This is a genomic window from Mesorhizobium erdmanii (assembly GCF_013170725.1).
Lineage (GTDB): Bacteria > Pseudomonadota > Alphaproteobacteria > Rhizobiales > Rhizobiaceae > Mesorhizobium > Mesorhizobium erdmanii.
The window spans coordinates 2007632-2034543 of sequence record NZ_CP033361.1 but is presented as its reverse complement, the minus strand read 5'-3'; the positions used below and the strand labels follow the sequence as shown (position 1 = coordinate 2034543).

The following is a 26912-nucleotide window of genomic DNA, read 5'->3' as shown; positions in this document are numbered from 1 at the left end:
TCTTTATCGAAGGAACGACCATGGCTTTTCTGGAAATTGACGGGCTGAAGAAGCGCTTCGGGAATGTTGAGATCCTGAAAGGCATCGATGTCGAACTCGAAAAGGGCGGCTTCCTGGTGCTGGTTGGCCCGTCCGGCTGCGGCAAGTCCACGCTGCTCAACACCATCGCCGGGCTGGAGCAGATCACGGAGGGCGAAATCCGCGTCGACGGGCGCGCCATCAACGATCTTCACCCGTCCAAGCGCGATATCGCCATGGTGTTCCAGAGCTACGCGCTCTACCCCAACATGACGGTGGCCGGGAACATCTCCTTCGGCATGGAGATGCGCGGCGTGCCGGCGGACGAACGCCAGAAGGCGATCGACAAGGTGGCGAAGGTCCTGCAGATCGGCCACTTGCTGCAGCGCAAGCCGAGCCAGCTTTCCGGCGGCCAGCGCCAGCGCGTCGCCATGGGCCGGGCGCTGGTGCGCGACCCCAAACTGTTCCTGTTCGACGAGCCTTTGTCCAACCTCGACGCCAAGCTGCGCGTCGACATGCGCATCGAGATCAAGCGCCTGCACGCCACGACCGGCACGACCATCGTCTACGTCACCCACGACCAGATCGAGGCGATGACGCTGGCGACCAAGATCGCCGTCATGCGCGACGGCGAGGTGCAGCAGTTCGGCACGCCGGCCGAAATCTACAACAACCCGACCAACCTGTTCGTTGCCGACTTCATGGGTTCGCCGGCCATGAACCTGATCCCGGCGACCATCGCCACCTCGGGCAATGCGCTGTCCGTCGTGCTGCAGCGGGAGATGCGCGAGCCGATCACGCTGCCGATGGCCAATGCGCCGGCGGGTCTCTCGGCATTCCAGGGCAAGCCGATCATCTTTGGCGTACGGCCGGAAGCGTTGACCGATCCGGAAGGCGCCGAGCGCAATGCCTCCAACATCGCCACCGCCGACCTGCATATAGAAGTGGTAGAGCCGGCCGGCTCAGACACGTTCGCCGTCACCAATCTCGGCGGCAAGGGCGTTGTGGCGCGATTGCGCGCCGACGCCAACATCCAGCCGGGCACCAACACGCCGCTCGCCTTCAACCTGACCAAGGCGGTGTTCTTCGATCCGGCGACCGAAAACCGCATACGCTGATGCATGTCGCCCAAAAGTGGATTCGGTTTTGGGGCAACGACATGCATCCCTGCAAAAACCTGAAGCGCGTCGGGACGCGATTTAGGCCATGACAAATCCGGACATCGTCATCATCGGCTCCGGCATCGGCGGCGCCACGATCGCTTCCGGTCTGGCCGGCAGCGGCGCCTCGATCCTGATGCTGGAGCGCGGCGAGCCCTTGCCGGCAACGCCGCATGCCCGCGACACGCGCGCGATTTTCCTCGACGGTCACTATCGGCCGAAGGAGATGTGGCGCGAGGCCGGCGGTGCGGCCTTCAACCCGGGCAATTACTACTATGTCGGCGGCAATTCGAAATTCTTCGGCGCGGTGCTGATCCGCTACCGCAAGGAAGATTTCTCCGCCATGGAGCACTTTGGCGGCATCTCGCCGGCCTGGCCGTTTTCCTATGACGAGTTCGAGCCCTGGTATTCGAAGGCCGAGCAGCTGTTTCGCGTGCGCGGCGCGCTGGGCGAGGACCCGACCGAACCGTTCCACTCGATTCCCTATGCCTTCAAGCCAGTGCCCGACGAGGCGCCGATTGCGCGTGCCCGCGCCGAGCTCAGAGGGCTCGGCCTGCATCCGGCCTCGCTGCCGCTCGGCGTCGACATCGACACCTGGCTGAAGGAGGGCAGGACCGGCTGGGACGCGTTTCCGAACACCGGCCATGGCAAGATGGACGCCCAGACGGCACCGCTGGCGGCGGCCCTCAAGGACGAGAACATCCGGCTCGAGACCGGATGCCATGTCGAATACCTCGAAGTCGCACAAGATGGCAAAAGCATCGCCGCCATCCACTACCGGCAGAATGGCGGGCTGAAGAAACTGTCGTCAAAACTGGTCATCCTGTCCGCGGGTGCGGTCAATTCTGCCGTCATCCTGCTGCGCTCGCCTTCACCAGATGGCAAAGGACTCGCCAACCGTTCCGACCAGGTCGGCCGCAATTTCATGAACCACAATTCCAGCGCCATGCTGGCCATCGACCCGCGCCGCAGGAACGACGCCGTCTATCAGAAGACGCTGATGCTAAACGACTACTATCTCACCGACGGCAAGGGCGGCAAACCGCTCGGCAATGTCCAACTGCTCGGCAAGATCGACGGCAACATGCTCAAGGCCAATGTGAAGTCTGTGCCGAAATTCGCGCTCGACTACATGGCCGGCCACGCCGTCGACTGGTACTTGATGTGCGAGGACCTGCCCGATCCCGAAAGCCGCATCATGGTCGACGGCAAGGACATCGTCATGCAGTGGCGCCGCTCCAACATGCAGTCGCTCGACGGGCTGACCAAGGTGATGCGCGAACACTTCCGCGCCTGCGGTTATCCCATCGTTCTGTCGCGCCCCTTCGACAAGCGCACCCCCTCGCACCAGTGCGGCACGGTCAAGATGGGCGACGATCCGGCAACCGCGCCGCTCGACCCCTTCTGCCGGTCGTTCGACCACCGAAACCTGTTCGTCGTCGACGCCAGTTTCCTGCCCAACTCGGCTGCCGTGAACCCGGCGCTATCGATCGCGGCTCAGGCGCTGCGCGTGGCCGACCACATCCGCAAGTCGGACCTCGTGGCATGACCCGCCCGGCGGCCATCGTCACCGGCGGCGCGCGCGGCATCGGGTTGGCCTGCGCCGAGGCGCTGGCCGATTCGGACTTCGACATCCTGGTCGCCGATCTCGCTGAACAAGCGCCGGATAGGCTTGCTGCCGACATCGCCGGGCGTGGCGCGAAGTTCGCCTACATCAAATGCGATATCGCCAACCTCAACGATCACGCTGTGTTGGTCGATGCCGCCATGCGCGCCTTCGGCCGCATAGATTGCCTTGTCAACAATGCCGGCGTCGGCGCCGTGGTGCGCGGCGATCTCCTGGAATTGAAACCCGAGAACTTCGATCGCACGCTCGGCATCAACCTGCGCGGCACGGTGTTCCTCAGCCAAGCTGTCGCCAAGGCGATGCTGGCCACACCCGGCGACCACCCGAAATCGATCATCACCATCACGTCGGTCAGCGCCGAGATGGCCTCGCCGGAACGTCCCGACTACTGCGTCTCCAAGGCCGGGCTTTCCATGTGGGTAAAGAACCTGGCGCTGCGGCTTGCTCCCGAAGACATCGGCGTGTTCGAGCTGCGGCCGGGCATCATCCGCACCGACATGACGGGGGGTGTATCAGCAAAATACGATGCTTTGATCGACAGCGGCCTGGTGCCGGCCAAACGCTGGGGCGAAGCATCCGACATCGGCGCCGTGGTGGCGACGCTTGCAGCCGGCAGGCTCGGCTTTTCGACCGGCTCGATCATCAATGTCGACGGCGCCCTCTCCGTGCCCCGGCTATGAATGGATGAGACTATGACCGACTACATCATCGTGGGCGCCGGCCCGGCCGGGTGTGTTCTGGCCAATCGGCTGAGCGAGGATCCTTCCAATTCGGTGCTGTTGCTCGAAGCCGGCGGCAAGGACTGGCATCCCTATATCCACATGCCGGCGGGCTTCGCCAAGATGACCAAGGGCATTGCCTCCTGGGGTTGGTCGACAGTGCCGCAGAAGAACATGAAGGACCGTGTGTTCTGGTACACGCAGGCCAAGGTCGTCGGCGGCGGCTCCTCCATCAACGCCCAGATCTACACGCGCGGCAATGCCCGCGACTATGATGCCTGGGAGAAGGAAGAAGGGCTGACCGGTTGGGGTTATCGTGACGTGCTGCCCTATTTCAAGCGCGCCGAAAACAACCAGCGATTCGCCAACGATTTCCACGGCGACCAGGGTCCGCTCGGCGTGTCGAACCCGATTTCGCCGCTGCCGATCTGCGAAGCCTATTTCCGCGCCGGCCAGGAGATGGGCATCCCCTTCAACCCGGACTTCAACGGCGCTGCCCAGGAAGGCGTCGGCTACTATCAACTGACGCAGAAGGATGCCCGCCGGTCCTCCGCTTCCGTCGCCTATCTGAAGCCGATCCGCGCCCGCAACAACCTCACCGTCCGGACCGACGCGCTGGTGACCCGTATCGTCGTCGAGAGGGGCCGCGCCGTCGGTGTGGAGGTCGTCGACCGCCCCGGTGGCGAGAAGAAGATCCTGCGCGCCGAACGTGAAGTGATCGTCTCGTCCGGCGCCATCGGCTCGCCGAAACTCTTGATGCAGTCGGGCATCGGCCCCGCCGACCACCTGAAATCTGTCGGCGTCACGCCGGTTCACGACCTGCCGGGCGTCGGCTCCAACATGCAGGACCATCTCGATCTGTTCGTCATCGCCGAGTGCACGGGCGATCACACTTACGACAACTACGCCAAGCTGCACCGCACGGCCTGGGCAGGTCTGCAATATCTGCTGTTGAAGAAAGGGCCGGTCGCCTCCAGCCTGTTCGAGACAGGTGGCTTCTGGTACGCCGATCCGACCGCCGCCTCGCCCGACATCCAGTTTCACCTGGGCCTCGGCTCCGGCATCGAGGCCGGCGTCGAGAAGCTGAACAATCCCGGCGTCACCTTGAACTCGGCCTTCCTGCGGCCGCGCTCGCGCGGCACGGTGCGGCTGAAAAGCGCCGACCCGGCCGATCATCCGCTGATCGACCCGAACTACTGGTCCGATCCCTATGACCGCGGCATGTCGATCAAGGGCCTGCGGCTGGCGCGCGAGATCATGCGGCAGAAGGCGCTTGCCCCTTACGTGCTGCGCGAAGTGCTGCCTGGCCCGTCGCTCGCCAGCGATGACGAGCTGTTCGACTATGCCTGCCGCACCTCCAAGACCGACCATCACCCGGTCGGCACCTGCCGCATGGGCCATGACGAGATGGCCGTGGTGACGCCGGACCTGCGGCTGCGCGGCATCGAGGGGTTGCGCGTCTGCGATGCCTCGGTGATGCCGCGCGTGCCCTCCTCCAACACCAACGCACCGACGATCATGGTTGGCGAAAAGGGTGCCGACCTGATCCTCGGCCGCGAGCCGCTGCCGCCGGCCGTGTTTTCCGGCAACCGGGCCGCTTAGAAGCAATTCCAGGAAAAGCGTGCAGAGGTTTTTCCGGGAAGAGTGCACAGAGCTTTCCCTCGGGAATTGCGTGAAAAGGGGTAAGAAAATGATCAGGCACTGTGTTTTCGTCAGCTTTCGCGGCGATGTGTCCGACGACGAGCGCGCGGCGATCCATGCCGACCTGGAAGCGCTGCGCTCTGTTATCGACGGCATGGACGGCGTCCACTTCAGTGCCAATGTCAGCCCCGAACCTTTCGCGCGCGGCTTCAGCCATGGCTTCACCATCGATTTCCACAATGCCGCGGCGCGCGACGCCTATCTGGTGCATGAGGCGCACCAGCGCGCGGGAGCAAGACTGGTCGCCGCGCTCGAAGGCGGCACCGATGGATTGATGGTCTTCGATCTCGATCTTACGAAAAAGTGACCGCCGGTTCTTCGAAAGCCGGCTGATCGCTGTTCTCTTTTGCGAACAGGGCGACATATCGTTCCTTTGGGGGTACAGAGGAGGACGCCTTGAATCTCACTGCCGAGCAGAAGAAAACCGTTCTGGCTTCATTCCTGGGCTGGACGCTCGACGCTTTTGATTTCTTCCTCCTGACATTCCTGCTCACCGATATTGCGAGTGAATTCCACACGGATGTCCCGGCAGTCTCGAAGGCATTGTTCCTGACCTTGGCGACGCGCTTCATCGGCGCGTTCTTCTTTGGCATGCTCGCCGACAAATATGGGCGCAAGCCCATCCTCATGCTCAACATCGTCAGCTATTCAGTGATCGGCGCGCTCGCCGCCTTCTCGCCCAATCTCGGCATTTTCCTGGCACTGCGGGCTCTGTTCGGCATCGCCATGGGCGGCGAATGGGGGCTCGGCTCCTCGCTCGCCATGGAATCCATCCCGCCGAGCGCGCGCGGCATGGTTTCGGGCATCCTGCAATGCGGCTACCCGGCCGGCTACCTGTTGGCGGCGGTGGTCTATGGCCTGCTCTACCAGCAGACGATCGGCGGCTATACGGTGGGCTGGCGCGCCATGTTCCTGCTCTCTTTCGTGCCGGCGCTGATCGTGCTCTTCATCCGCTCGCACGTGCCGGAATCACCGGCCTTCGTCGAAGCGCGGAAATCGGTGAGACCGGGGCTCCTGGAAACGCTGCAGAAGCACTGGGGCGTCGCGCTCTATGCTGTCGTGCTGATGATGTTCTTCAACTTCTTCAGCCATGGCACGCAGGACCTCTACCCGACATTCCTGAAGAAGCAGCATGGCTTCGACCCGCACACCGTGAGCTGGATCACCATCGTCGCCAATCTCGGCGCTATCGTCGGCGGCCTGGCCTTCGGTGCCCTGTCCGAGAAGATCGGCCGCGTCAACGCCATCACGCTTGCCTGCCTGATCGCCCTGCCGGCGATCCCTCTGTGGGCCTACAGCACCACGCCCTTCATGCTCGCCATTGGCGCCTTCGTCATGCAGATCGCGGTCCAGGGCGCCTGGGGCGTCATCCCCGTGCATCTGAACGAATTGTCGCCCGGGGCGGTGCGCGCGACCTTGCCCGGCTTCATCTACCAGGCCGGTAATCTCGCGGCGTCCTATGGCGGTCCGTACCAGGCGGGAATCGCGGAAAGCGTTGGCGGCAGCTACGGCTACGCGCTGGCGCTTTTTGCCGGCGTGGTCGCCGTCTGCATCATCGTCGTCATCCGCTTCAGCCCGGAGCGGCGCGGCCAGGTGATGACGGTGCTGGGCTGAGCGCCCTTTTGAGCATGATCTTCGTCCGAAAAGCCTGCAACTTTTCGGGATCATGCTTTAACCGAGCCGAAGCGCAATAACCCCGGCGACGATGCTGAGCGCGGCCGCACCGCGCCAGCCCGTCATCTTCTCGCCGAGCGCGTAGACCGAGATCAGCAGGGCGAACAGGATCGAGGTTTCGCGCAACGACGCCACGGAAGCGATCGGCGCCTTGGTCATCGCCCACATCACGATCCAGTAGGCAGCACCGCTGAGCACGCCGGTGAACAGTCCGGTCTTCCAGTCGCGCGCCAGCACCGGAAGCGCCTTGGGACCACGGAAGACGAGGCACAGCACCAGCGCGCCAAACGCGTCGCAGATGAACAGCCAGGCCGCATAACTCTGCGCTGTCGCCGCCAGCCGCGCACCGCTGCCGTCGGACAGCGTGTAGCTGGCGATGAAGATCGAGGTGCCCAGCGCAAAGCCGACAGCGCGCAAATTGAGCTTCTCCAGATGCGCGCCGCCGCGAAACGACATCACCAACGTGCCGGCCGACAACAGCAGGATGCCGACAATGGCAAGCGGCGCCGGCACTTCGGCGACGACGAACATGCCGCCGATTGCCGCCAGCAAAGGTGCCGTGCCACGCGCCAGCGGATAGGTCTGGGCGAAGTCGCCGGCCTGGTAGGCGCCGATCAGGAAGGTGCGGTAACCCATATGGAAAATGACGGAGGCGATGATGTAGGGCCACACTTCCGCCTTCGGCACCTCGACGAAGGGCAGCGTCACGAGTGCGGCGGCGCCCATTCCGAGCGTCATCAGCGTGATCGACAGGAAGCGGTCTAGATGCACTTTGACCAGCGCATTCCAGATCGCATGCATGGCGGCCGCGGCAAGCACCGCGAAGAAGACGAAAAGCGTCATTTCGGCCTTATCGACCTCCCGAGCCGAAGGGCGTTTCGAGATCGATGTCGATCCGCACCGGGAAGTGATCGGATGCCACCTCGCCCATGTCCGAGACAACCGAGCGCACCCGTCCGGCCAACATGCCGCCGACGAAACAATGGTCGAGCCGGCGCTTTGCCAGCCTGCCGTCGATGATCTTCTCATGCGTGTGGAAATCGGCTGCCGGTTCGATCGCCACGGCAGCGGCATCGACGAACCCGTCGAGATAGGCCGCGCCGCGATGATAGGGCGTGCTGCCGACGATGCGGCGGTATTCGGCGCTGCCCGGTTCCATGTTGAAATCGCCCATCCAGATCGCCGCCAGCGGATTCTCAGGTTCGGCTTCGCCGCTGGTCCAGTTGCGCATGGGCTCGTCGTCGATACCGCTCCACGGCCCGCCGTCGGAAGGCGCTCGGCGATGTTCGGCCATGAGATAGTCGATCTGCTCCAGCCGCTCTTCAGCCGCGATGTGCGCAAGATGCAAGGACAGCACGCGCACCGGGCCGGCTGGTGTGCGGATCATGCATTCGAGTGCAGCGTTGCGGGTGTTGAGCGGCCGCAAGGTGCGGCGCATCGGCAGCGCATGCAGCCGCGACCAGACGATGGGCAGCTTCGACAGCACCATGGTGCCGAACTGCCGGCGCCGATTGACCAGGCGACCCTCATGCCGCTCGCTGGCATCCATGTCGAATGCCGGGCCGTAGACCCGGTAATAGTCGGGCAGGAGACGCGACAGCAGTTCCGGCTGATCGTCGAAATTGCTGCGCTGCCAGTGCCGCTCCACCTCCTGCAGCGCAATGATGTCGGCGCCGTCGACGATGCGCGCCGCGCGAGCAAGATCGTAGCGGCCGTCACCGCCGAACCCGTACTGGATGTTGTAGCTGACCAGCTTCATTGATTAATCGGCTCAGTTTCGATTTTGGCAGTAACGGTTCGGTCAATCGCTTGCAATGTGCAGGAAGCCCGGCGGAGCTTGGGCCAGCAGAGCGGCCGAAACGCAGGATCTGCTAGTCCGTGGTCAGCGGCTGGAAACGTCCTGCCGGCGACGCCGCCAGTTCCGCCCAGTCGATCTCTTCCTCCAGCCGGTGATAGGCCTCGTCGCCGATCGTGCCGTTGCGGCGCAATTCCTCGAGCGTGTCGCGCTGGCGGTTGATGGCGTAGAGGCGCAGCCAGTCATATTCAGTTGCCGCCTGTGCGTCTTCCGGATTTTCCGCGATCAGCCGTTGAGCCTCATATTGTTCGCGCACGACAGCCGCCGCGGCCGACGTCTTGCGGCTCAACACGTCAAGCGCTGCCTGCATGACGGCGACGCGCGCCTGCGCCACCTCATTGTCGACTGTTCTGTCCGGATCGAAGTTGAGGATGCGCAGCAGAGGCTTCAAGGTCATCCCCTGCAGCACCAGCGTGCCCAGAACCGCGGCGAAGGCGGCAAGCACGATCGGATCGCGACCAGGAAAATTGGCCGGCAGGGCAATCGCCACCACCAGCGTCACCAGCCCGCGCATGCCGCACCAGCCGACGAGCACGGCGCCGCGAAACGTCGGCAGATCTCGCCTCTTGTCTTCGCCACCGAAGCGGGCAAACCACCGGATGATCGCAACATAACTCGCCACCCAGACCAGGCGCGCCACGATCACCACCGCCAACACCGTCGCTGCGAAGAGAAAGGCTTCGCCTTGTCCTTCGCCGGAGAGCCGGCCGACGATCGAGCGGGCCTGCAGGCCCATCAGCACGAACGCCAGCACGTTGAGCACGAACACCGCCGACTCCCAGACCGAATAGGTGCTGACGCGGCGTCTCGCCGAGATGCGGCGTGGCGCCCTGCGCGCGATGGTGATGGCATAGACGACGATGGTGATGATCGCGGAAAGACCAAGCCTGTCGGCCAGGATCCACACGCCGAACGTCCCGGCGAACTGCACCACGGTGCTGCTCGCCGCGTCCTCGATCCGGGTGAGCGTCAATAGCGAGAACCGGCCAAGCACATAACCCGCGACCAGGCTGCCTATGGTTGAGAGCAAGATCGTCGGAACGGCATTGCTCAGCATGATCGAGCCGAGCGCCGCCGAAACCGCCAGCCGGTAGATCAACAGCGCGGTGGCATCGTTGAGCAGGCTCTCGCCCTGCAGGATGGCGGTGATGCGGTGCGGCACCTTGAACTGCCCAAGCACGGCACTTGCCGCCACCGCGTCCGGCGGTGCGACGATGGCGCCAAGCGCGATCGCGGCGGCGATCGGCAGACCGGCCATCTTCCAGCCGACAAAAGCGACGATCACGGTGGTGAAGACAACGGCGCCAAGCGCCAGCAGCAACAGCGACAGCCGGTAGCGCTTGAGGTCGCGCAGCGAGGTGTCGTAGGCGGCATCGAGAAGCACCGGCGCGATGAACAGCGCAAGCGCCAGTTCCGGATCGATCTCGATCACCGGCGCGCCAGGCACGAAGGCAATCGCGACCCCGGCCAGCGCCAGCAGCGACGGATAGGGAATCTCCAGCCTCCGCGACACCGCCGTCAACGCGACGGCGGTCAAAAGCAGGACGAGCGTGAGTTCGAAAAGGGCCATGGGCTTTTACTTCGGTGAGACAGGATTGCCGGCGCGAATATGCCCGCAGGATGCGGTGAATTGGCCATAAAACCAAGCCCCTGGCAGTACGCCTCGATCCGCCTCCTGCCGTAGGACAGCGGCATCATCGGTCAATATGACTCGCCGATCGGGCCGTGAGGCCAACATCCCACTGGTTCGGCGACCGCATCGGTCATGCCGATGTCTCGGTCGCCGCCGTGCTCCGCTTCATCGGCGAGGCGCATCCCGGCTTGGTGTCGCTGGTCGACTTCCCGGCGCTCGACGCCCACGCCGGCCGAATGGAAGCTTGGCGGTCCTTCAGGACATATCGCAGCCCTTCATCGCACCGGCTTGAACGCGGCGCCCGCCGGGCACTTCAATGCAGTACCAGCATGTCGCCCGAGGAGAACGAAATCTCGGCCTTCTCGCCGACGGCGGGCGGCGGCGTGGCGGAATTGTTGAAGGTGTCGAGCGAGACCGTGTTTCCGCCGATACCGACGCGAACCCGGATGACCGAGCCGAGGAAATGCACTTCGGAGATTTCGCCAGAGAGGCTGGAATCGCGGCCGGGTTGGCGTCCCAGCGAAATCGCCTCTGGGCGGAGCGCCAGCGAGAGTGTGTCGCCGGACTTCGAGCCGTTGAGCTTGCCCTTGAGTTCGACTTCCTGTGTGTTGACCTGCACCTTGCCCGACGCGGCGTCGGTGACGGTGCCTTCCAGCACGTTCAGCGTACCGACGAAATTGGCGACGAACTTGGTTGCCGGCCGGTTGTAGATCTCGAACGGCGTGCCGACCTGCTCGGCCTTGCCGCCATACATGACGGCGATGCGGTCGGAGATCGACAGCGCCTCTTCCTGGTCATGCGTGACGAAGATGGTGGTGATGCCGAGCTTTTTCTGGATCGAGCGGATTTCCTCGCGCAGCGACACGCGCACCTTGGCGTCGAGCGCCGACAGCGGTTCGTCGAGCAGCAGCAATTTTGGCTTGGGCGCGATGGCGCGGGCCAGCGCGATGCGCTGCTGCTGACCGCCCGAGAGCTGGTAGGGATAACGGTCAGCCATCTGCGGCAGCTTGATAATGCCCAGCATTTCCGCGACCCGGGCATCGATGTCCGCCCTGGGCATGCCAGCGACCTTCAATCCGAAGCCAATGTTTTGCGCCACGGTCAGGTTCGGAAACAGTGCATAGGCCTGGAACACCATCCCGACATTACGCTGATTGGGCTTCAGCCTCGTAATATCCTTGCCGCCAACGACGATCTTGCCGGCGCTCGGCTCCTCGAAACCCGCGACCATGCGCAACACCGTTGTCTTGCCGCAGCCGGATGGTCCGAGGAAAGAGACGAATTCACCACGTTCGACGTCGAGATTGAAATCCTCAACCACAGTGGTGGCGCCGAAGGATTTCCGAACGTGCTGGATGGAGAGGAACGGGTCGGCCATGGTGTTGTTCTTTCGATCAGTTCGGACGGTTCGCCGATCGCGGCGCGAAGCGGGACAGGACTTGGATCAGCGACATGCAGCCCCAGGTGATGGCGAAGGCGATAATGGCAAGGGCTGCCGGCTCGTAGGCGCGGTTGGCGCCGATGTTCTGCAGATACGGTCCGAAGGCCGGCCGGTTGAGCAAGCTGGCCATGGTGAACTCGCCGATGACGATCGCGAAGGTCAGGAACGCGCCCGACAACACCGCGATCAGCACATTGGGCAGGATAACCCGTGTGATGATAGTCGACCAGCCGGCACCCAGGATCTGCGCTGCTTCTGTCAGCGTCCGCACATCGATGGTGCGCAACCCGGTGTCGACGGCACGGTACATGTAAGGCAGCGACAGCGTCGCATAACCAATCACCAGCAACGCATTGGTGCCGGTGTCGCTTGCCAGGAACGGCAGCGGCGAATTCGAGCCATACATTCTGATGTAGCCGAAGACGATGACGATGGCCGGGATGACCAGCGGCAGCAGCGTGATGAACTCGACGACCGGCCTGAGCTGCGGCAGCCGAAGCCGGATCCAGTAGGCAGCCGGCACCACGATCAGCACGCCGAGGATGATGGTGAAGACGGCGGCGAGCACCGAATAGCCGAACGTCGCCTGGAAGCGTTCGTCACCCAGCACGACCTTGTAGGCGTCGAACGAATAGGCGCCGCGCCGCATGCGCATGGAGAACTCCACCGTCGCGATCAGCGGAATGAAGAAATAGGCCGCGCCCAGCGCGAAGACGACCCAGGCCCAGAACCTGCCAGCCTTCATTTGAGCCACCTCTCGGAACGGGTGCGGAACCAGATGTAGAAGACATTGGCAAGACCGGTGATCAGGATCATGCCGAAAGCGATGGCGTAGCCGAGATGGGCATTGTGCAGCACGTCGCCACGGATCTGGGCATAGAGCAGGATCGGCACGATGTTGAGCGACGAACCGGTCAGCGCATAGGCGGTGGCGATGGCGCCGAAGGCATTGGCGAACAACAGGATCACGGTGCCGAGGAAGCTCGGCCAGATCACCGGAATGACCACCATGCGCCAATACTGGGACATGGTCGCACCCAGCGTTGCGGCGGCCTCGCCCCATTCCTTCTTCAGCCCGTCGATGGCCGGCACGATGATGACCACCATCAGCGGAATCTGGAAGTAGACATAGGTCAGCGTCAGTCCCCAGAACGACAGGATGTTGAAGCCGTGCGCGTAGATGTTGAGACCGAACAGCGTGTTCAGAATCACTGTCGCAAGGCCGAGCCGGCCGAGCGTGGCAAGGAAGGCGAAGGCCAGCGGCACGCCGGCAAAGTTCGAGGCGACACCGGAAAACGTCAGCGTCGCCGAGCGTATCCAGTTCGGCAGGCCGCCACGCACGATGGCAATGGCAATCGCCAACCCCGCAAAGGCGCCAATCAGCGATGAAGCAAGGCTGACCTTGATCGAAATCCAGTAGGCGGCAACGATCGACGGCTGTGCCAATGCAACTATGTTTTCGATTGTGAATTCACCAGCATCGTTCTGGAACGCGCCCAGCATCAGGTAGAGCGTGGGCAAGATCAGGAACATGATGGCGAAGATGAAGAACGGCGCAACCCCGAGCCATTGCGTCGGCAACCTCATGCTGCGCGCCTCTGCGGGGGGCGCGGTCTTGCCGGCAACAGCGTGATCGGAAAATGGGAGATCGGTCATACGCCGGCTACCGTCTTCGAGAGAAAGAACCGGGCAGCCGGAGGCCGCCCGGTGGATTTCAACTGTTACTTGACGTTGGCGCCGACCACGGCGTCCCAGTTCTTGGTGATGGCTTCCTTGGCCTTACCCTGCTCGTCGAGCGTCGGGAACACCGCGGCCGCGTAGGACTCAGCCGGCGGCAGCTTGGCCAGCACGTCCGCCGGGATCTTGCCGTTCTTGGCGAGATCGTTGAAACGGATCGGGTGGCAATAGCCCTTCAGCCAAGCGATCTGGCCTTCGTCGGAATAGAGATATTCCAGCCAGAGCTTGGCCGCATTCGGATGCGGCGCGTAGGCGCTGATCGCCTGCACGTAGACACCGGCGACGACACCTGTCTTCGGCACGACGACGTCGACGGGCGGGTTGCCCTTCAGCGTGTCGCGGCCGGCGAGCGCGTTGTAGTCCCAGGTGACGAGGATCGGGGTCTGGCCCTGGGCCAACGTCGCGGCCTTGCCGATGACCGGCACGAAATTGCCGGCGGCGTTGAGCTTCTTGAAGAAGTCGAGGCCAGCGGTGCCGGCAGCTTCACCAGCAGCCGCACCCGTCGACAGGCCAGCGGCATACACCGCCTGGATGGCCTGGTTCGAGGCGCGCGGGTCACCGGCAAGGGCTACCGAGTTGGCGAATTCCGGCTTCAGCAGGTCCGCCCAGTCGGTCGGCGACGTCTTCACCAGGTCCTTGTTCACCTGGAAGGAGAGCACGCCGTAGTAGTCGCCGGTCCAGAAGCCGTCGGCATCCTTGGCGCTGTCGGGGATCGAGTCCCAGGTCGATACCTTGTAGGCCTGGATCAGACCGTCCTTCTTGGCGGACGGACCGAAGGACAGGCCGACGTCGATGACGTCGGGCGCCTGCGGACCCTTGTTGTCCTTGTTGGCCTTGATCGCCTCGACCTCGTCGCCGGACCCGGCATCGGGGTTGAGCTCGTTGATGGTGATTTCCGGATACTTCGCCTTGAAGCCGGCGATGACATCGCCGTAACCGCACCAGTCATGCGGCAGCGCGATGGTGGTGAGCTGGCCCTCGGCCTTCGCGGCCTTGACGAGATCGTCCATCGAAGCCGCGGACGAAATCACCGACGAAACCATAAGGGTCGCGGCCGAAAGGGAAAGCACCTTCCCCGTGAATTTGAACATGTGTTCTCTCCGTTGAACTGACGCCGTTGGACGCCTGCGATGCGGTATCGTTTTCATGTGACAGCCAGATGAAAGCTTTGTGAAACCGGCTGCTCGCAGTACGAAAAAGTAAACTCTTTTTAACCGGTTGTAGCAATCGCCTCGCGATTCTTTTTCCGGCTAATTAGTTTGTGCCTTGCCCTTCATCCCCTCCCCTTGTTTTTCTACCCCTTTTCCCGATCAATTTCCTATGCGGAAAGCGTCTCAGACCGTGCCGGCGATGGCGTTTTCGAGCAATGTCAGCGCCGCCTTCTTGGTCAGCTTGACCGGGTTGCCGCCGGCCGTCGGATCGACCACCGCCATGTCGGCGATCAGCGCCTTGCGCTTCTTGTCCATGTCGAGCCCCTTGATCAGGCCGGGCAGCGCATGCGGCACCTTCAACTCCTTGCGCAGCTTGATGATCGCCCTTGCAAAGCCGTCAAAGCCGCCCTTGATGCCGCAATAGGCGGCGAGCCGTGCAATGCGCTCCTCGATGGCGTCGCGGTTGAAGGCCAGCACATAGGGCATGAACACGGCATTGGTCATGCCGTGATGGGTGTCGTAGAGCGCGCCGATCGGATGCGACAGCGAGTGGATGGCGCCGAGCCCCTTCTGGAAGGCGGTGGCGCCCATGGCGGCGGCGCTCATCATATGGGCGCGCGCGACGAGGTCCTTGCCGTTGGCATAGGCCTTCGGCAGGTTCTCGAACACCAGGCGAATGCCTTCCACCGCGATGCCGTCGGCCATCGGATGGTAGCCCGGCGCACAGTAGGCCTCGAGGCAGTGGGCAAGCGCATCCATGCCGGTGCCGGCGGTGATGAAGCCCGGCATGCCAACCGACAGTTCCGGATCGGCGATCACGATCGCCGGCAGCAGCTTCGGATGGAAGATGACCTTCTTGGTGTGCGTCTCCTCATTAGTGATGACGCCGGCACGGCCGACTTCCGACCCGGTGCCTGCCGTGGTCGGCACGGCGATGATCGGGGCGATGGCGTCGGAATTGGCGCGCGTCCACCAGTCGCCGACATCCTCGAAATCCCACACCGGCCGCGTCTGGCCCGCCTGGAAGGCGATCAGCTTGCCGAGGTCGAGCGCCGAGCCGCCGCCGAAGGCGATGACGCCGTCATGCTTGCCCTTCTTGAACACGGCAATGCCGGCGGTGAGGTTGGACTCGACCGGGTTCGGCCTCACCTCCGAGAAGACGCCGTAGGGCACCTTGGCGTCGTCGAGGATCTTCAGCGTCGAAGCGACGACCGGCAGCTTGGCCAGACCCGGATCAGTGACGAAGAGCGGCCGCTTGATGCCGGTGGCCGCCAGGACCTCAGGCAATTCCTTGATGCGTCCAGCGCCGAAGCGGACGGTGGTGGGATAGTTCCATTTGGAGATCAGCTTGGACATTCTTTGTCTTTCGAAAATCAGATGGCTTCGCGCAGGTGGAAGGATTTCGGACGAGTGAGATTGTCGTAGCCGAGCGCCGAAAGGGCAACGCCCTTGCCGGTGTCCTTGACGCCGGTCCATACCAACGCCGGATCGAGATAGTCGCAGCGGTTCATGAACACGGTGCCGGTCTCTACACGGTCACCGATGGCGATGGCGTGCTCGGTGTCGCGCGTCCAGATCGAGGCGGTCAGGCCGTAGGGGCTGTCATTCATCAGCGCGATCGCCTCCTCATCGTTGCGCACCTTCATGATGCCGACGATCGGCCCAAAACTTTCCTCGCGCATGACGCTCATCTGATGGTCGACGTCCGTCAGCACTTCCGGTGCCAGATAGGGCGAGCCAGCTTTGTCGTTAGCCACCTTCATGTTGATGTGCGCCTTGGCCCCCTTGCGCAGCGCCTCGGCCCTCTGCTCGCGGATCAAATCGGCGAAACGCGCCTGCGCCATCGGCCCCATCGTCGTCGCCTGTTCCAGCGGATTGCCCACGACATAGTTCTTCGTCTCGGCGATGAAGCCTTCGACGAACTCATCATAGACTTTCTCGTGCACATAGACGCGTTCGATGCCGCAGCAGCACTGGCCGGAATTGTAGAAGGCGCCGTCGACCAGGTTGGCCACCGCATGGTCCATCTTGGCGTCGGACAGCACATAGGCCGGATCCTTGCCGCCCAGTTCGAGGCCGAGCGTCATGAAGGTGCCGGCCGCCGCCTTTTCGATGGCGCGGCCGCCGCCGACCGAGCCGGTGAAGTTGACATGATCGATCTTGCCCGAGCCGAGCAGTTTCTCGGTCTGCGCATGGTTGAGCACGACATTCTGGAACACGCCCTTGGGCAGGCCGGCTTTGTCGAAGGCCTGTTGAAAGCGTTCGCCGACCAGCAGCGTCTGCGCCGCATGCTTGAGGATGACGGCGTTGCCGGCCATCAGCGCCGGCACGATGGTGTTGACAGCGGTCAGATAAGGATAGTTCCACGGCGCGATCACCATGACCACGCCGAGCGGGTCCTTCTTCACATAGCGGCGGAAGCCATCCTTCGGGTTGGACGCCGGAACGGATTTCAGCGCCTGCTCGGCGATCTCGACCATGTAGTTGGTCCGTTCCTTGACGCCGCCGAACTCGCCGCCATAGCGCACGGGGCGCCCCATCTGCCAGGCAATTTCAGGCACGATCTCGTCGGTCATCGCGACCAGAGCTTCGAGCATCGCAAGCATGTACTTGCCGCGCTCGACGATCGGCGTCAGCGCCCACTTTTCCTGCGCGGTTTTTGCACGCTCGACAGCAGCATTGACCGCCTGATCGGTCGCGATCGGCCGCTCGGCATAGATCGAGCCGTCGACGGGAGTTATCAACTTGACCGTTTCGGTCATTCCTTCAGTCCTCGCACTTCATGAAGTCTTGATTTTGGCGTCGCCCACCATTCAGACGATGGCTAGCAAGGGCGACGCCGACAAAGTTTAGTATCGCTCGAACCCTCTGTGCAGTTCCCAATCCGTAATCCGGCGGTCGTATTCGAACTGCTCCCACTTGGCGGTGTGGACATAGTGCTCCAGCACGTCCTCGCCGAGCGCCTCTTTCAGCATCTTCGACTTGGCCAGCGTCTCGGTTGCGTCACGCAACGTTTTGGGGATCTCCGGCAGGCGCGAGGCCTGATAGGCATCGCCGACGAACGGCTTCTGCAGTTCAAGCTTCTCGTCGATGCCGGCAAGGCCCGCGGCGATCAGCGCGGCGAAGGCAAGATAGGGGTTCAGGTCGGCGCCACCGATGCGGCACTCCATGCGGATGCCCTTGGTGCCCTCGCCACACAGGCGGAAGCCGGCGGTACGGTTGTCCTCGCTCCACATGATCTTGGTCGGCGCGAAGGTGCCGGCCTGGAAGCGCTTGTAGGAGTTGATGTAGGGCGCCAGGAACCAGGTGAACTCCTTGGCATATTTCAGCTGCCCCGCCGCCCATTGCTGGCCGAGCGTCGACAGCGTCCAGTCGGCGTTTTTGTCGAAGAACAGCGGCGTCTTGCCGTCGGCGCTCCACAGTGAATTGTGGATGTGGCTGGAGTTACCGGCGAGCCCGTAATTGTATTTCGACATGAACGAGATCGCCTTGCCTTCGGACTCGGCAATCTCCTTGGCGCCGTTCTTCAGGATGACGTGGCGGTCGGCCATGTCGAGCGCCTCGGCATAGCGCACATTGATCTCTTCCTGGCCCGGACCCCACTCACCCTTGGAGTTCTCGATCGGAATGCCGGCCGCTTCCATTTCGTTGCGAAGGCGGCGCATGACGCCTTCTTCCTTGGTGGTGATGCCGATCTGATAGTCGCCGATATAGGGCGAAGCGGTATCGAGACCCTGCCAGTGCTTCTTGCGGGCGGAATCGTAGGTCTCGTTGAACAGGTAGAATTCGAGCTCGGAAGCGAAGTAACCGATATAGCCGCGTTCGGTCAGCCGCTTGACCTGCTTTTTCAGGATGGCGCGCGGCGAGTGCGGCAGGTCGTCATGCGTGTGGTGATCGAGCACGTCGCAGATCACCAGCGCGGTCTTTTCGAGCCATGGAACGCGCCGCAGCGTGGCCAGGTCCGGCTTCATGACGAAATCGCCATAGCCCTTCGACCAGCTGGCCGCCTTGTAGCCGGGCACCGGCTCCATATCGATGTCGGCGGCGAGCAGATAGTTGCAGCCATGCGTTTCGTCATGGGCGGAATCGACGAAGTACTGCGCCAGGAAACGCTTTCCCGCCAAGCGCCCCTGCATGTCGACGATGCAGGCCAGCACCGTGTCGATCTCGCCGCTGGAGACCGCCTTCTTCAACTGATCGAACGAGAAATTTCCAGCCATTCCTTTGGCACTCCAGTGCTTGGTCGTTTCGGGCATGTCATATTGAAGGAGAACAAAAAACCGTGGCGAGAGAACCCGCCACGGTTTGATTGCCGTTCAGGCGGATTCGCCGACGGCCTTTTCTGCCGCTGCGATGGTCGCCCTGCGCTTGGCGATTGCCGCCTCGCCGATAGGCGGTCCCTGGAAGCGGCGGTTTTCAACGGCGAACCACAAAACGACGAGCAGAACGATCAAGCCGATGGCATAGTTGATCAGGATGTCGAAGGGCGGCTGGATGCCGGCATACATCAACACCAGAACACCAAGCACGGTGATGATGGCGAAGGGCTTTGACCAGATGCCGAGCCGGAATGGCCCGAATTCGGTCCAGCTCTTTCCTTCCGCGAGAAGTCCGGCTGCGATCGGCATGGCATAAGAGACGTAAAGGAAGAGAGCGCAACCAGCAGCGAGTGCCGCGAAAGCCGGCGAATAAAGCGTGGCGGCAATCGACAGCACGACGCCGAGCCAGATGGCTGGGACAGGCGTGCGCCAGGTTGGCGAAACCTGCTTCCACAGGGATGACCCCGGCAAACCTCCGTCACGCGAAAAGGCAAAGATCATGCGCGAGGTCGACGTGAGCCCGGCCAGCGCGCACAAATAGTTTGACAGCACGATGGCAACGCCGAGCAAAGCCTTTAGCCAGGTTGGCGCTGGCAGGTTGTTGAACAGGTTGAACCAGGCATTGCCGCCGTCCTTGGCCGTCGCCACGAGATCGGGGCTTGCAAGGACGAAGGAGACTGCCATGACGAAGCCGAAGACGAGAGACCACAGGACCGCGTGGATCATGCCTCTCGGCACGGCGATGCGGGCATTGTGCGTCTCCTCGGCGGTATGAGCCGAGGCGTCGAAGCCAGTGATGGTATAAAGCGGGTAGAGAAGGCCGATAAGGAAGGCCACAAGTGCGGTACGGGCCGTCGGGACATAGCCACCGCCGGCATCGCCGGTCGTGTTGACGAAAGTCGTCAGCCGGGCAAGATCGAAGCCATGCGCCCCCCAGATCAAGAAGGTCAACGTCAGCACGACCGCAACAACGAGGATGAGGTAGCCGGAAAAGTCGGTCAACATCGTCGTTGTCTTGATGCCGAGATGATTGAAGAGACCTTGGGTGACGGTAATCAAGACGACTGCCGCCGTCTGCTGCCAGAACCCCCAGGCCGATGTGTCCCAACCGAAGATCGGACCCGCGACCAGCCCCTGAAACAGCAAGTAGACGCCGACATTCACCGAAGCGACGACGAAGATCAGGCCGAGCAGGTTGATCCAGGCCGTGGCCCAGCCCCAGCCACGTCCGCCGAGGATCGACGACCAGTGATAGAGGCCGCCGGCTGTCGGATAAGCTGATCCAATCTGGCCGAGCGAAGCCGCGACCACGAGCGCGAAGACGCCGCCGATTACCCAGCCGATGGTCGCCTCGAAACCGCTGCCGGTGGCCATGGCCAGCGGGAAAGACGTAATGCCGCCCGCCAGAATACAAATGATCGAGAAGGAAATGGCGAAGTTGGAGAAGCCGCTCATGCGGCGAGCCAATTCCTGGGCGTAGCCCATACTGTGGAGGATTTTTGTGTCCTCCGACTTGTCGGTGTGATCAGGTGTTGTCATGTCAGAGTTCCCCATTGGTTCTTAGCTGGCCGATTGAACTGACTTTCCGACTGCGATTGATCGAGAGCCCCTGGCCTCCTCGGGCTCCAGATTCGAAAAAATGCCTGTGAGCATATCCGCCCATTTCCGCTGCCCGGTCTCGCCGGAGATTTCGTCGTTGCGGATTTCGATCATCGCGCAAGGGAGCCCGCGCGAACGCGCATGCCGCTCCAGCGTGAAATAGACGCGGTCGGCAGGCGAATAGGGTTCGTTGACGCCGACGGTGATGCCGGCAAGCCGCTTCAGCGCCGATATCAACGGCGATGCCAGCCGGCGGTCCTCGTCATGGATGATGCCGATATGCCACGGCCGGTCGTAGCCCTTGTAGACCGGCGTGAAGGAATGGACGGAAACCAGCCGCGTCTCCTGGCCACGCGCCAGCCGCTCCTCGACGATGTGCTCGATGGCACTGTGGAACGGCTGCCACGACAGGGCGACCCGCGCAGCGCGCTGCTTTTCCGTAAGCCCGGTATTGCCCGGTATGGCCGTCGTCTCGCTGACAGGCGGCACCAGGTCCGGCGCGTCGAGCGGCCGGTTGCAGTCGACGACCAGACGCGAGATGCGGGTCTCGATCAGCGTCGCATCGAGCGCCTGCGCCATCCGCGTTGCCACCGGCAGCGCGCCGGGATCCCAGGCGATGTGGCGGGACAGGTCTTCGGCGGCAAGGCCGAGCGTGCCGAATTGGGCGGGCAGGAAATTGGAAGCGTGGTCGCATGTCAGCACGAAGGGGCTTGATCCGAGAGGGTTCGTCACCCTCACGGAATCGGACGATGCATGGCTGGCGGGCCGCGCTGTCTCCATAGTCCTGCCGTCCCCGGGGAGCGCTGTATCGTATGTTACGTATTTTGTCTCATTGCGTCCCTATGGATGATTTCATACAGTTTGTCCGGCTTTGTCAAATGCGATCTCTAAGGCCAAGCCAACGGGTAGGGGAAAAGATGATTTCCAGCATTGCCGAACTGATCGCCGATCGCATCGGCACGATGCCGGCCGGCGAACGGCGCGCGGCGCAGACGCTGATTGCCAGCTATCCGATGATCGGCCTGAAGACGGTCGCTGAATTCTCGACCGCCGCCGGCGTCTCCTCGCCGACCATCCTGCGCTTCGTGGCCCGGCTCGGGTTCCAGAACTATCCGGAATTCCAGTCGAGCCTGCAGGACGAACTGGCGGCGCAACTGCAGTCGCCGGCGATCCGCACGCTCAACCCGCCCTCGCCCGGCGGCGGCACGGCCTCACCGATGCTGGAGGCGACGCTCGACAATATGCGCGAGACCTTCCGCCACCTCTCCGACAAGCAGCTTGCCGACATCGCCGCCCGGCTCGCCGAACGGCGTGGCAAAACATTTCTCGTCGGCGGCCGCTTCACCGACCCGCTGGCGCGCTACATGGCCGCCCACCTCGCCGTCATCCAGCCCGATGTGTTCCACCTCGCCGGACAGGAGAGCATGTGGCGCGACCGGCTGATCGACATGGGCAAGCGCGACGTGCTGGTGATCTTCGACATCAGGCGCTACCAGGATAGCCTCGTCCGCTTCGCCGAGAAGGCGCACCAGCGCGGTGTCCAGATCGTGCTGTTCACGGACCAGTGGCTGTCGCCGATTTCCAGGTTTGCCCGCCATGTCATCGCTGGACGCACGGCGGTGCCGTCGGCATGGGATTCCTCGGCGGCACTTTTCGTCGTCGCCGAAACGCTGATCGGCGCCGTTACGAGGCAGCTCGAGGCCGACGGCGCTCGGCGTATTCGGGAAATGGAAGGGCTGCGTTAAGCGGGCTCCGGGCAAGCGCATCCGCCCCTGATCAAGCGTCCGGCGTTCACGTTACCGAGATTTAATGTGCACGATTGCGTGATAATTGCCATAAACCGATGATATCGGAAGGTGCGGGTGGCCGGTTTTGCCCCCCAGCCCTTGTCGTCGCTACATCCGCTTCCACTTGGAACCGGCAGACGATTCTTGCCGCTGGAGTGTCGATGTCGCGCTGGAAACAGATTGTCCTTGGGCTTGTCGTCGTGGTTGTCGCCGCGGCCGCGTGGGCTCGTTTCCACCCCGGCGCTCCCGAAGTGCTGGCGCGCTGGGGCATGGACTGGGCCTATGGCGCGACGACGAAAGAAACGGCGGCTGACTCCCGGCAGTCGGGGCACGGCGGCGTCCGGATTGCCACCATCGTCGCATCGCCAGCCGCCTCGGCTGTTATCAACGACCGCTTGCAGGCGATCGGCACCGGCCGCGCCAACGCCTCGGTGGCCGTCAATCCCTACAGTTCCGGCCGCCTTGCCGAGCTGCTGGTCGAATCCGGCAGCCACGTCGACAAGGGACAGATCATCGCCACGCTCGATTCCGAGACCGAGATCATCTCTCAGGACCGGGCCAAACTCGCTCTGCAGGATGCGCAATCCAAGCTCGATCGTGTAAAATCGCTTCGTGCTTCCAATGCCGCGACGCCGGTCGCCGTTGCCGACGCCGAGGTAGTTCTGGCAGGCGCCAAGCTGGCGCTTCAGGATGCGGAGCTCGCATTGCAACGTCGGTCTGTCCTGGCACCGATATCGGGCACTGTCGGCATCCTGCCGATCTCGGCCGGCAACTATGTCACCAACCAGTCGGCGATCGCCACGCTCGACGACCGCTCGTCGATCCTCGTCGATTTCCAGGTGCCCGAGCGTTTCGCAGCCGCCGTCAAGGTCGGCGCGCAACTGACGGCGACACCAATCGCCAATCCCAGCAACGCCTATACCGGTACGGTATCGGCCATCGACAATCACATCGACGAGAAGAGCCGCACGCTGCTGGTCAAGGCCAAGATCGCCAATCCCGCGGATTCGCTGCGCGCCGGCATGTCGTTCTCCATCACCATGAAATTCCCCGGCGAGACCTATCCGGCCGTCAGCCCGCTGGCGATCCTGTGGGGCTCGGACGGCGCCTATGTCTGGCAGGTCGAGGGGGGTAAGGCCAGACGCGTGCCGGTGCGCATCATCCAGCGAAACACCGAGACCGTGCTGATCGACGCCGAGATCGACAGCGGCGACATGGTCGTGACCGAAGGCACGCAGAGCGTCAGCGAGGGCGGCGAAGTCCGCATCGCCGGCCAGGACCAGCGCGCAGCCAACACCGCCGAAGGCTCATGACCGCACCCGTCAACGCCGCCAGCGATACCGGCTTCACCGCCCTGTTCATCCGCAGGCCGGTCATGGCCTTCGTGCTGAACGTCCTTATCGCGGTAGCCGGCCTCGCGGCCTTCTACGGCGTCGAGATCCGCGAATTGCCCGACGTCGACCGTGCCGTGGTGACTGTCTCGACCGCCTTCGAGGGCGCCGCCGCCGAAACCGTCGACCGCGAACTGACCGACACGATCGAGGGCGCTGTCGCCCGCGTCTCCGGCGTCAAGTCGATCTCGTCGTCCTCCTCCTTCGGCTCAAGCCGCGTCACCATCGAATTCAACGACGGCGTCGACCTCAATGTCGCCGCCTCCGACGTGCGCGATGCAGTCGGCCGCGTCGCCAACCAGATCCCGGACACCGCCGATCCCCCGCGCATCGTCAAGGCCGACGCCAATTCCGACGCGGTGATGCGGCTGGCGGTGACCTCCGACAACATGTCGATCCAGGACATGACCGTCGTGGTCCAGGACCAGATCGAGGACGAACTGGCCGCCGTGCCCGGCGTCGCCGACGTTCAGGTCTATGGCGACCGCGACAAGATATTCCGCATCGACGTCGACCAGAACAAGCTCGCCAGCCTCGGCTTCACGGTTGCCGATCTCAGGAAAGCCCTGGCCTCCGTCGCCTTCGATTCCCCGGCCGGTTCGATCACCACGACCAACCAGGACCTGATCGTGCGCACCACGGCCGACGTGACCACGCCCGAGGAATTCGAAAACATCATCATCGGCGGCACGACCCGCATCCGCGACGTCGCCACCGTCACGCTCGGCCCCGATGTCGGCCAGACCACGCTGCGCTCCGATGGCAAGACCGGCATCGGCATCGGCATCATCCGCCAGGCGGAATCGAACACGCTGGATATTTCGACCGGTGTCCAGGCCGCCGTCGCCAAGCTGCAGGAGAACCTGCCCAAGGGCATGGCGATCAAGATCACCAGCGACGATGCCGTCTTCGTCAAGGGCGCGGTCCACGAGGTCGAGATCGCCCTCGGCCTGTCGGTAACGATGGTGCTGATCGTCATCTACATCTTCCTGCTCGACTGGCGCGCCACGTTGATCCCGGGCCTGTCGATGCCAGTCGCCATGATCGGCACCATAGCCGCCATCTATCTGGCCGGTTTCTCCGTCAACATCCTAACGCTGCTCGCCATGGTGCTGGCGACCGGACTGGTGGTGGACGATGCCATCGTGGTCCTGGAAAACATCGTGCGGCGGCGCAATGAAGGCATGGGGCCGCGCGCGGCCGCCGTGCTCGGCGCCCAGGAAGTGTTCTTCGCCGTCGTCGCCACGACGCTGACGCTGGTCGCCGTCTTCGTGCCGATCTCCTTCCTGCCCGGACAGACCGGCGGCCTGTTCCGTGAATTCGGCTTCGTGCTTGCCATGTCGGTGCTTCTGTCCTGCGTGGTGGCGCTCACGCTTTGCCCGATGCTCGCCTCGCGCATGCTGACCGGCGCCTCGCTCCACCACGAGGGCGGCCACGGCATCGGCGCGCGTATCGGCGGCGCATTGAATGCAGCCTACAAGCGGACACTGCACGCTTGCCTCGATGCGCCGTGGATCGTGGTTCTGGTCGCGGTACTGTTTGCCGGTACCGCCTTCACCCTGTTCGGCACCATCCGCCAGGAACTGACGCCGACCGAGGACCGTGCGGCCGTGCTGTTGCGCATCAATGCCCCGCAAGGCGTCAGCCTCGATTACACGACGCAGCAGATGCAGAAGATCGAGAAGCTGATCCAGCCGATGCGCGATTCCGGCGAAATCCGCTCGACTTTCGAGAATGCCGGGCAGAACGGCTCCTACAATTCCGGCTTCATGGTGATGACGCTGGCGCCCTGGAACGAGCGCAGCCGCAGCCAGCAGGAGATCATGGCCGAGATCAGCCAACTGACCAGGCAGGTGCCGAGCGTGCGCATCTTCCCGGTGCAGCCCAACAGCCTCGGCATCCGCGGCGCCGGCAACGGCCTGCAATTCGCGCTGGTCGGCAACAACCGCAAGGCGCTCGGCGAGGCGGCGGTCAAGATCATCGCCGAGATGCAGAAAGACCCGCGCTTCCAGACGCCGCGCCTGTCGATCGATCCGACGCAGCCGCAACTGGCCGTCGCCATCGACCGCGAGCGCGCCTCGGACCTTGGCATCGACATTACGGGGCTCGCCAACACCATGCAGGCCATGCTCGACGGCAATGATGTCGTCGACGTCTACATCGCCGACCGCAGCTATGGCGTGAAGCTGGTCTCGACCACCAATCCGATCAACGATCCGACCGATCTGGAAAATGTCTTCCTGAAGACAGGCGACGGCCGCTTCGTGCCGATGTCGACCATCGCCACGCTGACCGAGCGCGCGGTGCCACCATCGCTGTCGCGCGAGCAGCAGCAGCCATCGGTGGCCATCACCTCCAACCTTTCCGGCGATTTCGCGCTTGGCGATGCGCTGAGCCAAGCCGAGGCAATCGCCACGCCGCTGCTGCCGCCGGCCAGCCGCATCCTGCCGCTGGCCGAGGCCGCGACGCTGGGTGAAACCAACAGCGCCATGGTCACCATCTTCGGCTTCGCGCTGGTCATCATCCTTCTGGTGCTGGCCGCCCAGTTCGAAAGCTTCGTCAGCGCCGTCATCATCATGGCGACGGTGCCGCTCGGGCTGGCCTGCGCCATCTTCGCGCTGCTGCTGTCAGGCACCAGCCTCAACGCCTACAGCCAGATCGGCCTGGTGCTCCTGGTTGGCGTCATGGCCAAGAACGGCATCCTGATCGTCGAGTTCGCCAACCAGCTGCGCGATCGCGGGCTTGGTGTCCGCGAGGCGATCGAGCAGGCCTCGACGATCCGGCTGCGGCCGGTGATGATGACGATGATCTGCACCATACTCGGCGGCGTACCGCTGGTGCTGGCGGCGGGCGCCGGCGCCGAGGCACGCGTGGCGCTCGGCTGGGTGATCGTCGGCGGGCTGGGGCTGGCCACCATCTCGACACTGTTCCTGACGCCGGTCGCCTATCTCCTGCTTGGCCGCTTCGTCACCCCCAAGACCCATGAGGAAACGCGCCTCAAGCGCGAACTCGAGGAAGCCGCCTATACCAATATGGAGCCCGCGGAATAGGGTAAAGTCGGGACGCGGAATGGCTGTTTTGCGCCCAATTTTGCAAAGGA

At 63.3% G+C, this 26912-nt stretch carries 21 protein-coding genes; 9 read left to right on the top strand and 12 right to left on the bottom strand.

The genetic code is table 11. The features are described from left to right. Positions 1 to 20 precede the first annotated feature (20 nt). From EB233_RS09840 to EB233_RS09815, 6 genes are all read left to right on the top strand, one after another. On the top strand, positions 21 to 1136 hold the full coding sequence (locus EB233_RS09840) for an ABC transporter ATP-binding protein (RefSeq protein ID WP_064992086.1): 1116 nt from the start codon (positions 21 to 23) through the stop codon (positions 1134 to 1136). 88 nt (positions 1137 to 1224) lie between these two features. Continuing rightward, on the top strand, positions 1225 to 2727 hold the full coding sequence (locus EB233_RS09835) for an FAD-dependent oxidoreductase (protein WP_064992085.1): 1503 nt from the start codon (positions 1225 to 1227) through the stop codon (positions 2725 to 2727). Beyond that, on the top strand, positions 2724 to 3485 hold the full coding sequence (locus EB233_RS09830) for a 3-ketoacyl-ACP reductase (RefSeq protein ID WP_064992084.1): 762 nt from the start codon (positions 2724 to 2726) through the stop codon (positions 3483 to 3485). The genes EB233_RS09835 and EB233_RS09830 overlap by 4 nt, the downstream gene beginning before the upstream one ends. Before the next feature lie 12 nt (positions 3486 to 3497). Beyond that, positions 3498 to 5126 (top strand): GMC family oxidoreductase, encoded by a 1629-nt coding sequence (locus EB233_RS09825; RefSeq protein WP_064992126.1) that lies wholly within the window; start codon positions 3498 to 3500, stop codon positions 5124 to 5126. Positions 5127 to 5214: 88 nt separating this feature from the next. After that, complete coding sequence (locus EB233_RS09820; RefSeq protein WP_064992083.1) at positions 5215 to 5532, top strand: Dabb family protein; 318 nt, start codon at positions 5215 to 5217, stop codon at positions 5530 to 5532. Positions 5533 to 5621: 89 nt separating this feature from the next. After that, a complete protein-coding gene (locus EB233_RS09815; RefSeq protein WP_064992082.1) occupies positions 5622 to 6839 on the top strand; it encodes an MFS transporter in 1218 nt (405 codons plus the stop codon). Positions 6840 to 6896: 57 nt separating this feature from the next. Here EB233_RS09815 and EB233_RS09810 read toward each other — a convergent pair whose 3' ends face one another. The 12 genes from EB233_RS09810 to EB233_RS09755 all read right to left on the bottom strand — a co-directional run bounded on the left by EB233_RS09810 (position 6897) and on the right by EB233_RS09755 (position 21414). Continuing rightward, positions 6897 to 7742 (bottom strand): EamA family transporter, encoded by an 846-nt coding sequence (locus EB233_RS09810; protein WP_064992081.1) that lies wholly within the window; start codon positions 7740 to 7742, stop codon positions 6897 to 6899. Between the two features lie 7 nt (positions 7743 to 7749). Continuing rightward, entirely contained in the window at positions 7750 to 8658 is a 909-nt protein-coding gene (locus tag EB233_RS09805) for an endonuclease/exonuclease/phosphatase family protein (protein WP_064992080.1), read from the bottom strand. Positions 8659 to 8770: 112 nt separating this feature from the next. Then, positions 8771 to 10324, bottom strand: coding sequence for a cation:proton antiporter (locus EB233_RS09800; RefSeq protein WP_064992079.1), 1554 nt, complete (start codon positions 10322 to 10324; stop codon positions 8771 to 8773). A 376-nt stretch (positions 10325 to 10700) separates the two neighbouring features. Then, on the bottom strand, positions 10701 to 11765 hold the full coding sequence (locus tag EB233_RS09795) for an ABC transporter ATP-binding protein (protein WP_064992078.1): 1065 nt from the start codon (positions 11763 to 11765) through the stop codon (positions 10701 to 10703). A gap of 16 nt (positions 11766 to 11781) precedes the next feature. After that, positions 11782 to 12573, bottom strand: a complete 792-nt coding sequence (locus tag EB233_RS09790; RefSeq protein WP_064992077.1) for an ABC transporter permease — start codon at positions 12571 to 12573, stop codon at positions 11782 to 11784. Then, complete coding sequence (locus EB233_RS09785; RefSeq protein ID WP_064992076.1) at positions 12570 to 13484, bottom strand: ABC transporter permease; 915 nt, start codon at positions 13482 to 13484, stop codon at positions 12570 to 12572. Before EB233_RS09785 ends, EB233_RS09790 begins: the two co-directional genes overlap by 4 nt. Positions 13485 to 13549: 65 nt before the next feature. Next, a complete protein-coding gene (locus EB233_RS09780) occupies positions 13550 to 14656 on the bottom strand; it encodes an ABC transporter substrate-binding protein (protein ID WP_064992075.1) in 1107 nt (368 codons plus the stop codon). A 243-nt stretch (positions 14657 to 14899) separates the two neighbouring features. Beyond that, positions 14900 to 16072: an iron-containing alcohol dehydrogenase gene (locus EB233_RS09775; RefSeq protein WP_064992074.1), complete on the bottom strand. Its 1173-nt coding sequence runs from the start codon at positions 16070 to 16072 to the stop codon at positions 14900 to 14902. Between the two features lie 17 nt (positions 16073 to 16089). Further along, complete coding sequence (locus EB233_RS09770) at positions 16090 to 17478, bottom strand: aldehyde dehydrogenase family protein (RefSeq protein ID WP_064992073.1); 1389 nt, start codon at positions 17476 to 17478, stop codon at positions 16090 to 16092. An 87-nt stretch (positions 17479 to 17565) separates the two neighbouring features. Beyond that, complete coding sequence (locus EB233_RS09765; RefSeq protein WP_064992072.1) at positions 17566 to 18936, bottom strand: glutamine synthetase family protein; 1371 nt, start codon at positions 18934 to 18936, stop codon at positions 17566 to 17568. Between the two features lie 96 nt (positions 18937 to 19032). Continuing rightward, positions 19033 to 20574 carry an amino acid permease gene (locus EB233_RS09760; RefSeq protein ID WP_064992071.1) on the bottom strand — a complete coding sequence of 514 codons (1542 nt, stop codon included), beginning with the start codon at positions 20572 to 20574 and terminating at the stop codon, positions 19033 to 19035. A 21-nt stretch (positions 20575 to 20595) separates the two neighbouring features. Next, a complete protein-coding gene (locus EB233_RS09755) occupies positions 20596 to 21414 on the bottom strand; it encodes an N-formylglutamate amidohydrolase (RefSeq protein WP_064992070.1) in 819 nt (272 codons plus the stop codon). 137 nt (positions 21415 to 21551) lie between these two features. Here EB233_RS09755 and EB233_RS09750 point away from each other — a divergent pair, with 137 nt between their 5' ends. The 3 genes from EB233_RS09750 to EB233_RS09740 all read left to right on the top strand — a co-directional run bounded on the left by EB233_RS09750 (position 21552) and on the right by EB233_RS09740 (position 26862). After that, positions 21552 to 22379 (top strand): MurR/RpiR family transcriptional regulator, encoded by an 828-nt coding sequence (locus EB233_RS09750; protein WP_064992069.1) that lies wholly within the window; start codon positions 21552 to 21554, stop codon positions 22377 to 22379. A gap of 203 nt (positions 22380 to 22582) precedes the next feature. Further along, the gene (locus EB233_RS09745) at positions 22583 to 23734 is read left to right on the top strand and encodes an efflux RND transporter periplasmic adaptor subunit (protein ID WP_064992068.1); all 1152 of its coding nucleotides are present in this window, start codon (positions 22583 to 22585) and stop codon (positions 23732 to 23734) included. Continuing rightward, the gene (locus EB233_RS09740) at positions 23731 to 26862 is read left to right on the top strand and encodes an efflux RND transporter permease subunit (RefSeq protein WP_064992067.1); all 3132 of its coding nucleotides are present in this window, start codon (positions 23731 to 23733) and stop codon (positions 26860 to 26862) included. The genes EB233_RS09745 and EB233_RS09740 overlap by 4 nt, the downstream gene beginning before the upstream one ends. Positions 26863 to 26912: the final 50 nt, after the last annotated feature.

Coding starts and splice junctions, on each gene's coding strand:
- EB233_RS09770 (WP_064992073.1), bottom strand. CDS start 17,478: ATGACCGAAACGGTCAAGTTGATAACTCCCGTCGACGGCTCGATCTAT.
- EB233_RS09760 (WP_064992071.1), bottom strand. CDS start 20,574: ATGACAACACCTGATCACACCGACAAGTCGGAGGACACAAAAATCCTC.
- EB233_RS09795 (WP_064992078.1), bottom strand. CDS start 11,765: ATGGCCGACCCGTTCCTCTCCATCCAGCACGTTCGGAAATCCTTCGGC.
- EB233_RS09825 (WP_064992126.1), top strand. CDS start 3,498: ATGACCGACTACATCATCGTGGGCGCCGGCCCGGCCGGGTGTGTTCTG.
- EB233_RS09835 (WP_064992085.1), top strand. CDS start 1,225: ATGACAAATCCGGACATCGTCATCATCGGCTCCGGCATCGGCGGCGCC.
- EB233_RS09745 (WP_064992068.1), top strand. CDS start 22,583: ATGTCGCGCTGGAAACAGATTGTCCTTGGGCTTGTCGTCGTGGTTGTC.
- EB233_RS09780 (WP_064992075.1), bottom strand. CDS start 14,656: ATGTTCAAATTCACGGGGAAGGTGCTTTCCCTTTCGGCCGCGACCCTT.
- EB233_RS09790 (WP_064992077.1), bottom strand. CDS start 12,573: ATGAAGGCTGGCAGGTTCTGGGCCTGGGTCGTCTTCGCGCTGGGCGCG.
- EB233_RS09810 (WP_064992081.1), bottom strand. CDS start 7,742: ATGACGCTTTTCGTCTTCTTCGCGGTGCTTGCCGCGGCCGCCATGCAT.
- EB233_RS09800 (WP_064992079.1), bottom strand. CDS start 10,324: ATGGCCCTTTTCGAACTCACGCTCGTCCTGCTTTTGACCGCCGTCGCG.
- EB233_RS09805 (WP_064992080.1), bottom strand. CDS start 8,658: ATGAAGCTGGTCAGCTACAACATCCAGTACGGGTTCGGCGGTGACGGC.
- EB233_RS09830 (WP_064992084.1), top strand. CDS start 2,724: ATGACCCGCCCGGCGGCCATCGTCACCGGCGGCGCGCGCGGCATCGGG.
- EB233_RS09820 (WP_064992083.1), top strand. CDS start 5,215: ATGATCAGGCACTGTGTTTTCGTCAGCTTTCGCGGCGATGTGTCCGAC.
- EB233_RS09740 (WP_064992067.1), top strand. CDS start 23,731: ATGACCGCACCCGTCAACGCCGCCAGCGATACCGGCTTCACCGCCCTG.
- EB233_RS09775 (WP_064992074.1), bottom strand. CDS start 16,072: ATGTCCAAGCTGATCTCCAAATGGAACTATCCCACCACCGTCCGCTTC.
- EB233_RS09840 (WP_064992086.1), top strand. CDS start 21: ATGGCTTTTCTGGAAATTGACGGGCTGAAGAAGCGCTTCGGGAATGTT.
- EB233_RS09765 (WP_064992072.1), bottom strand. CDS start 18,936: ATGGCTGGAAATTTCTCGTTCGATCAGTTGAAGAAGGCGGTCTCCAGC.
- EB233_RS09755 (WP_064992070.1), bottom strand. CDS start 21,414: ATGGAGACAGCGCGGCCCGCCAGCCATGCATCGTCCGATTCCGTGAGG.
- EB233_RS09750 (WP_064992069.1), top strand. CDS start 21,552: ATGATTTCCAGCATTGCCGAACTGATCGCCGATCGCATCGGCACGATG.
- EB233_RS09785 (WP_064992076.1), bottom strand. CDS start 13,484: ATGACCGATCTCCCATTTTCCGATCACGCTGTTGCCGGCAAGACCGCG.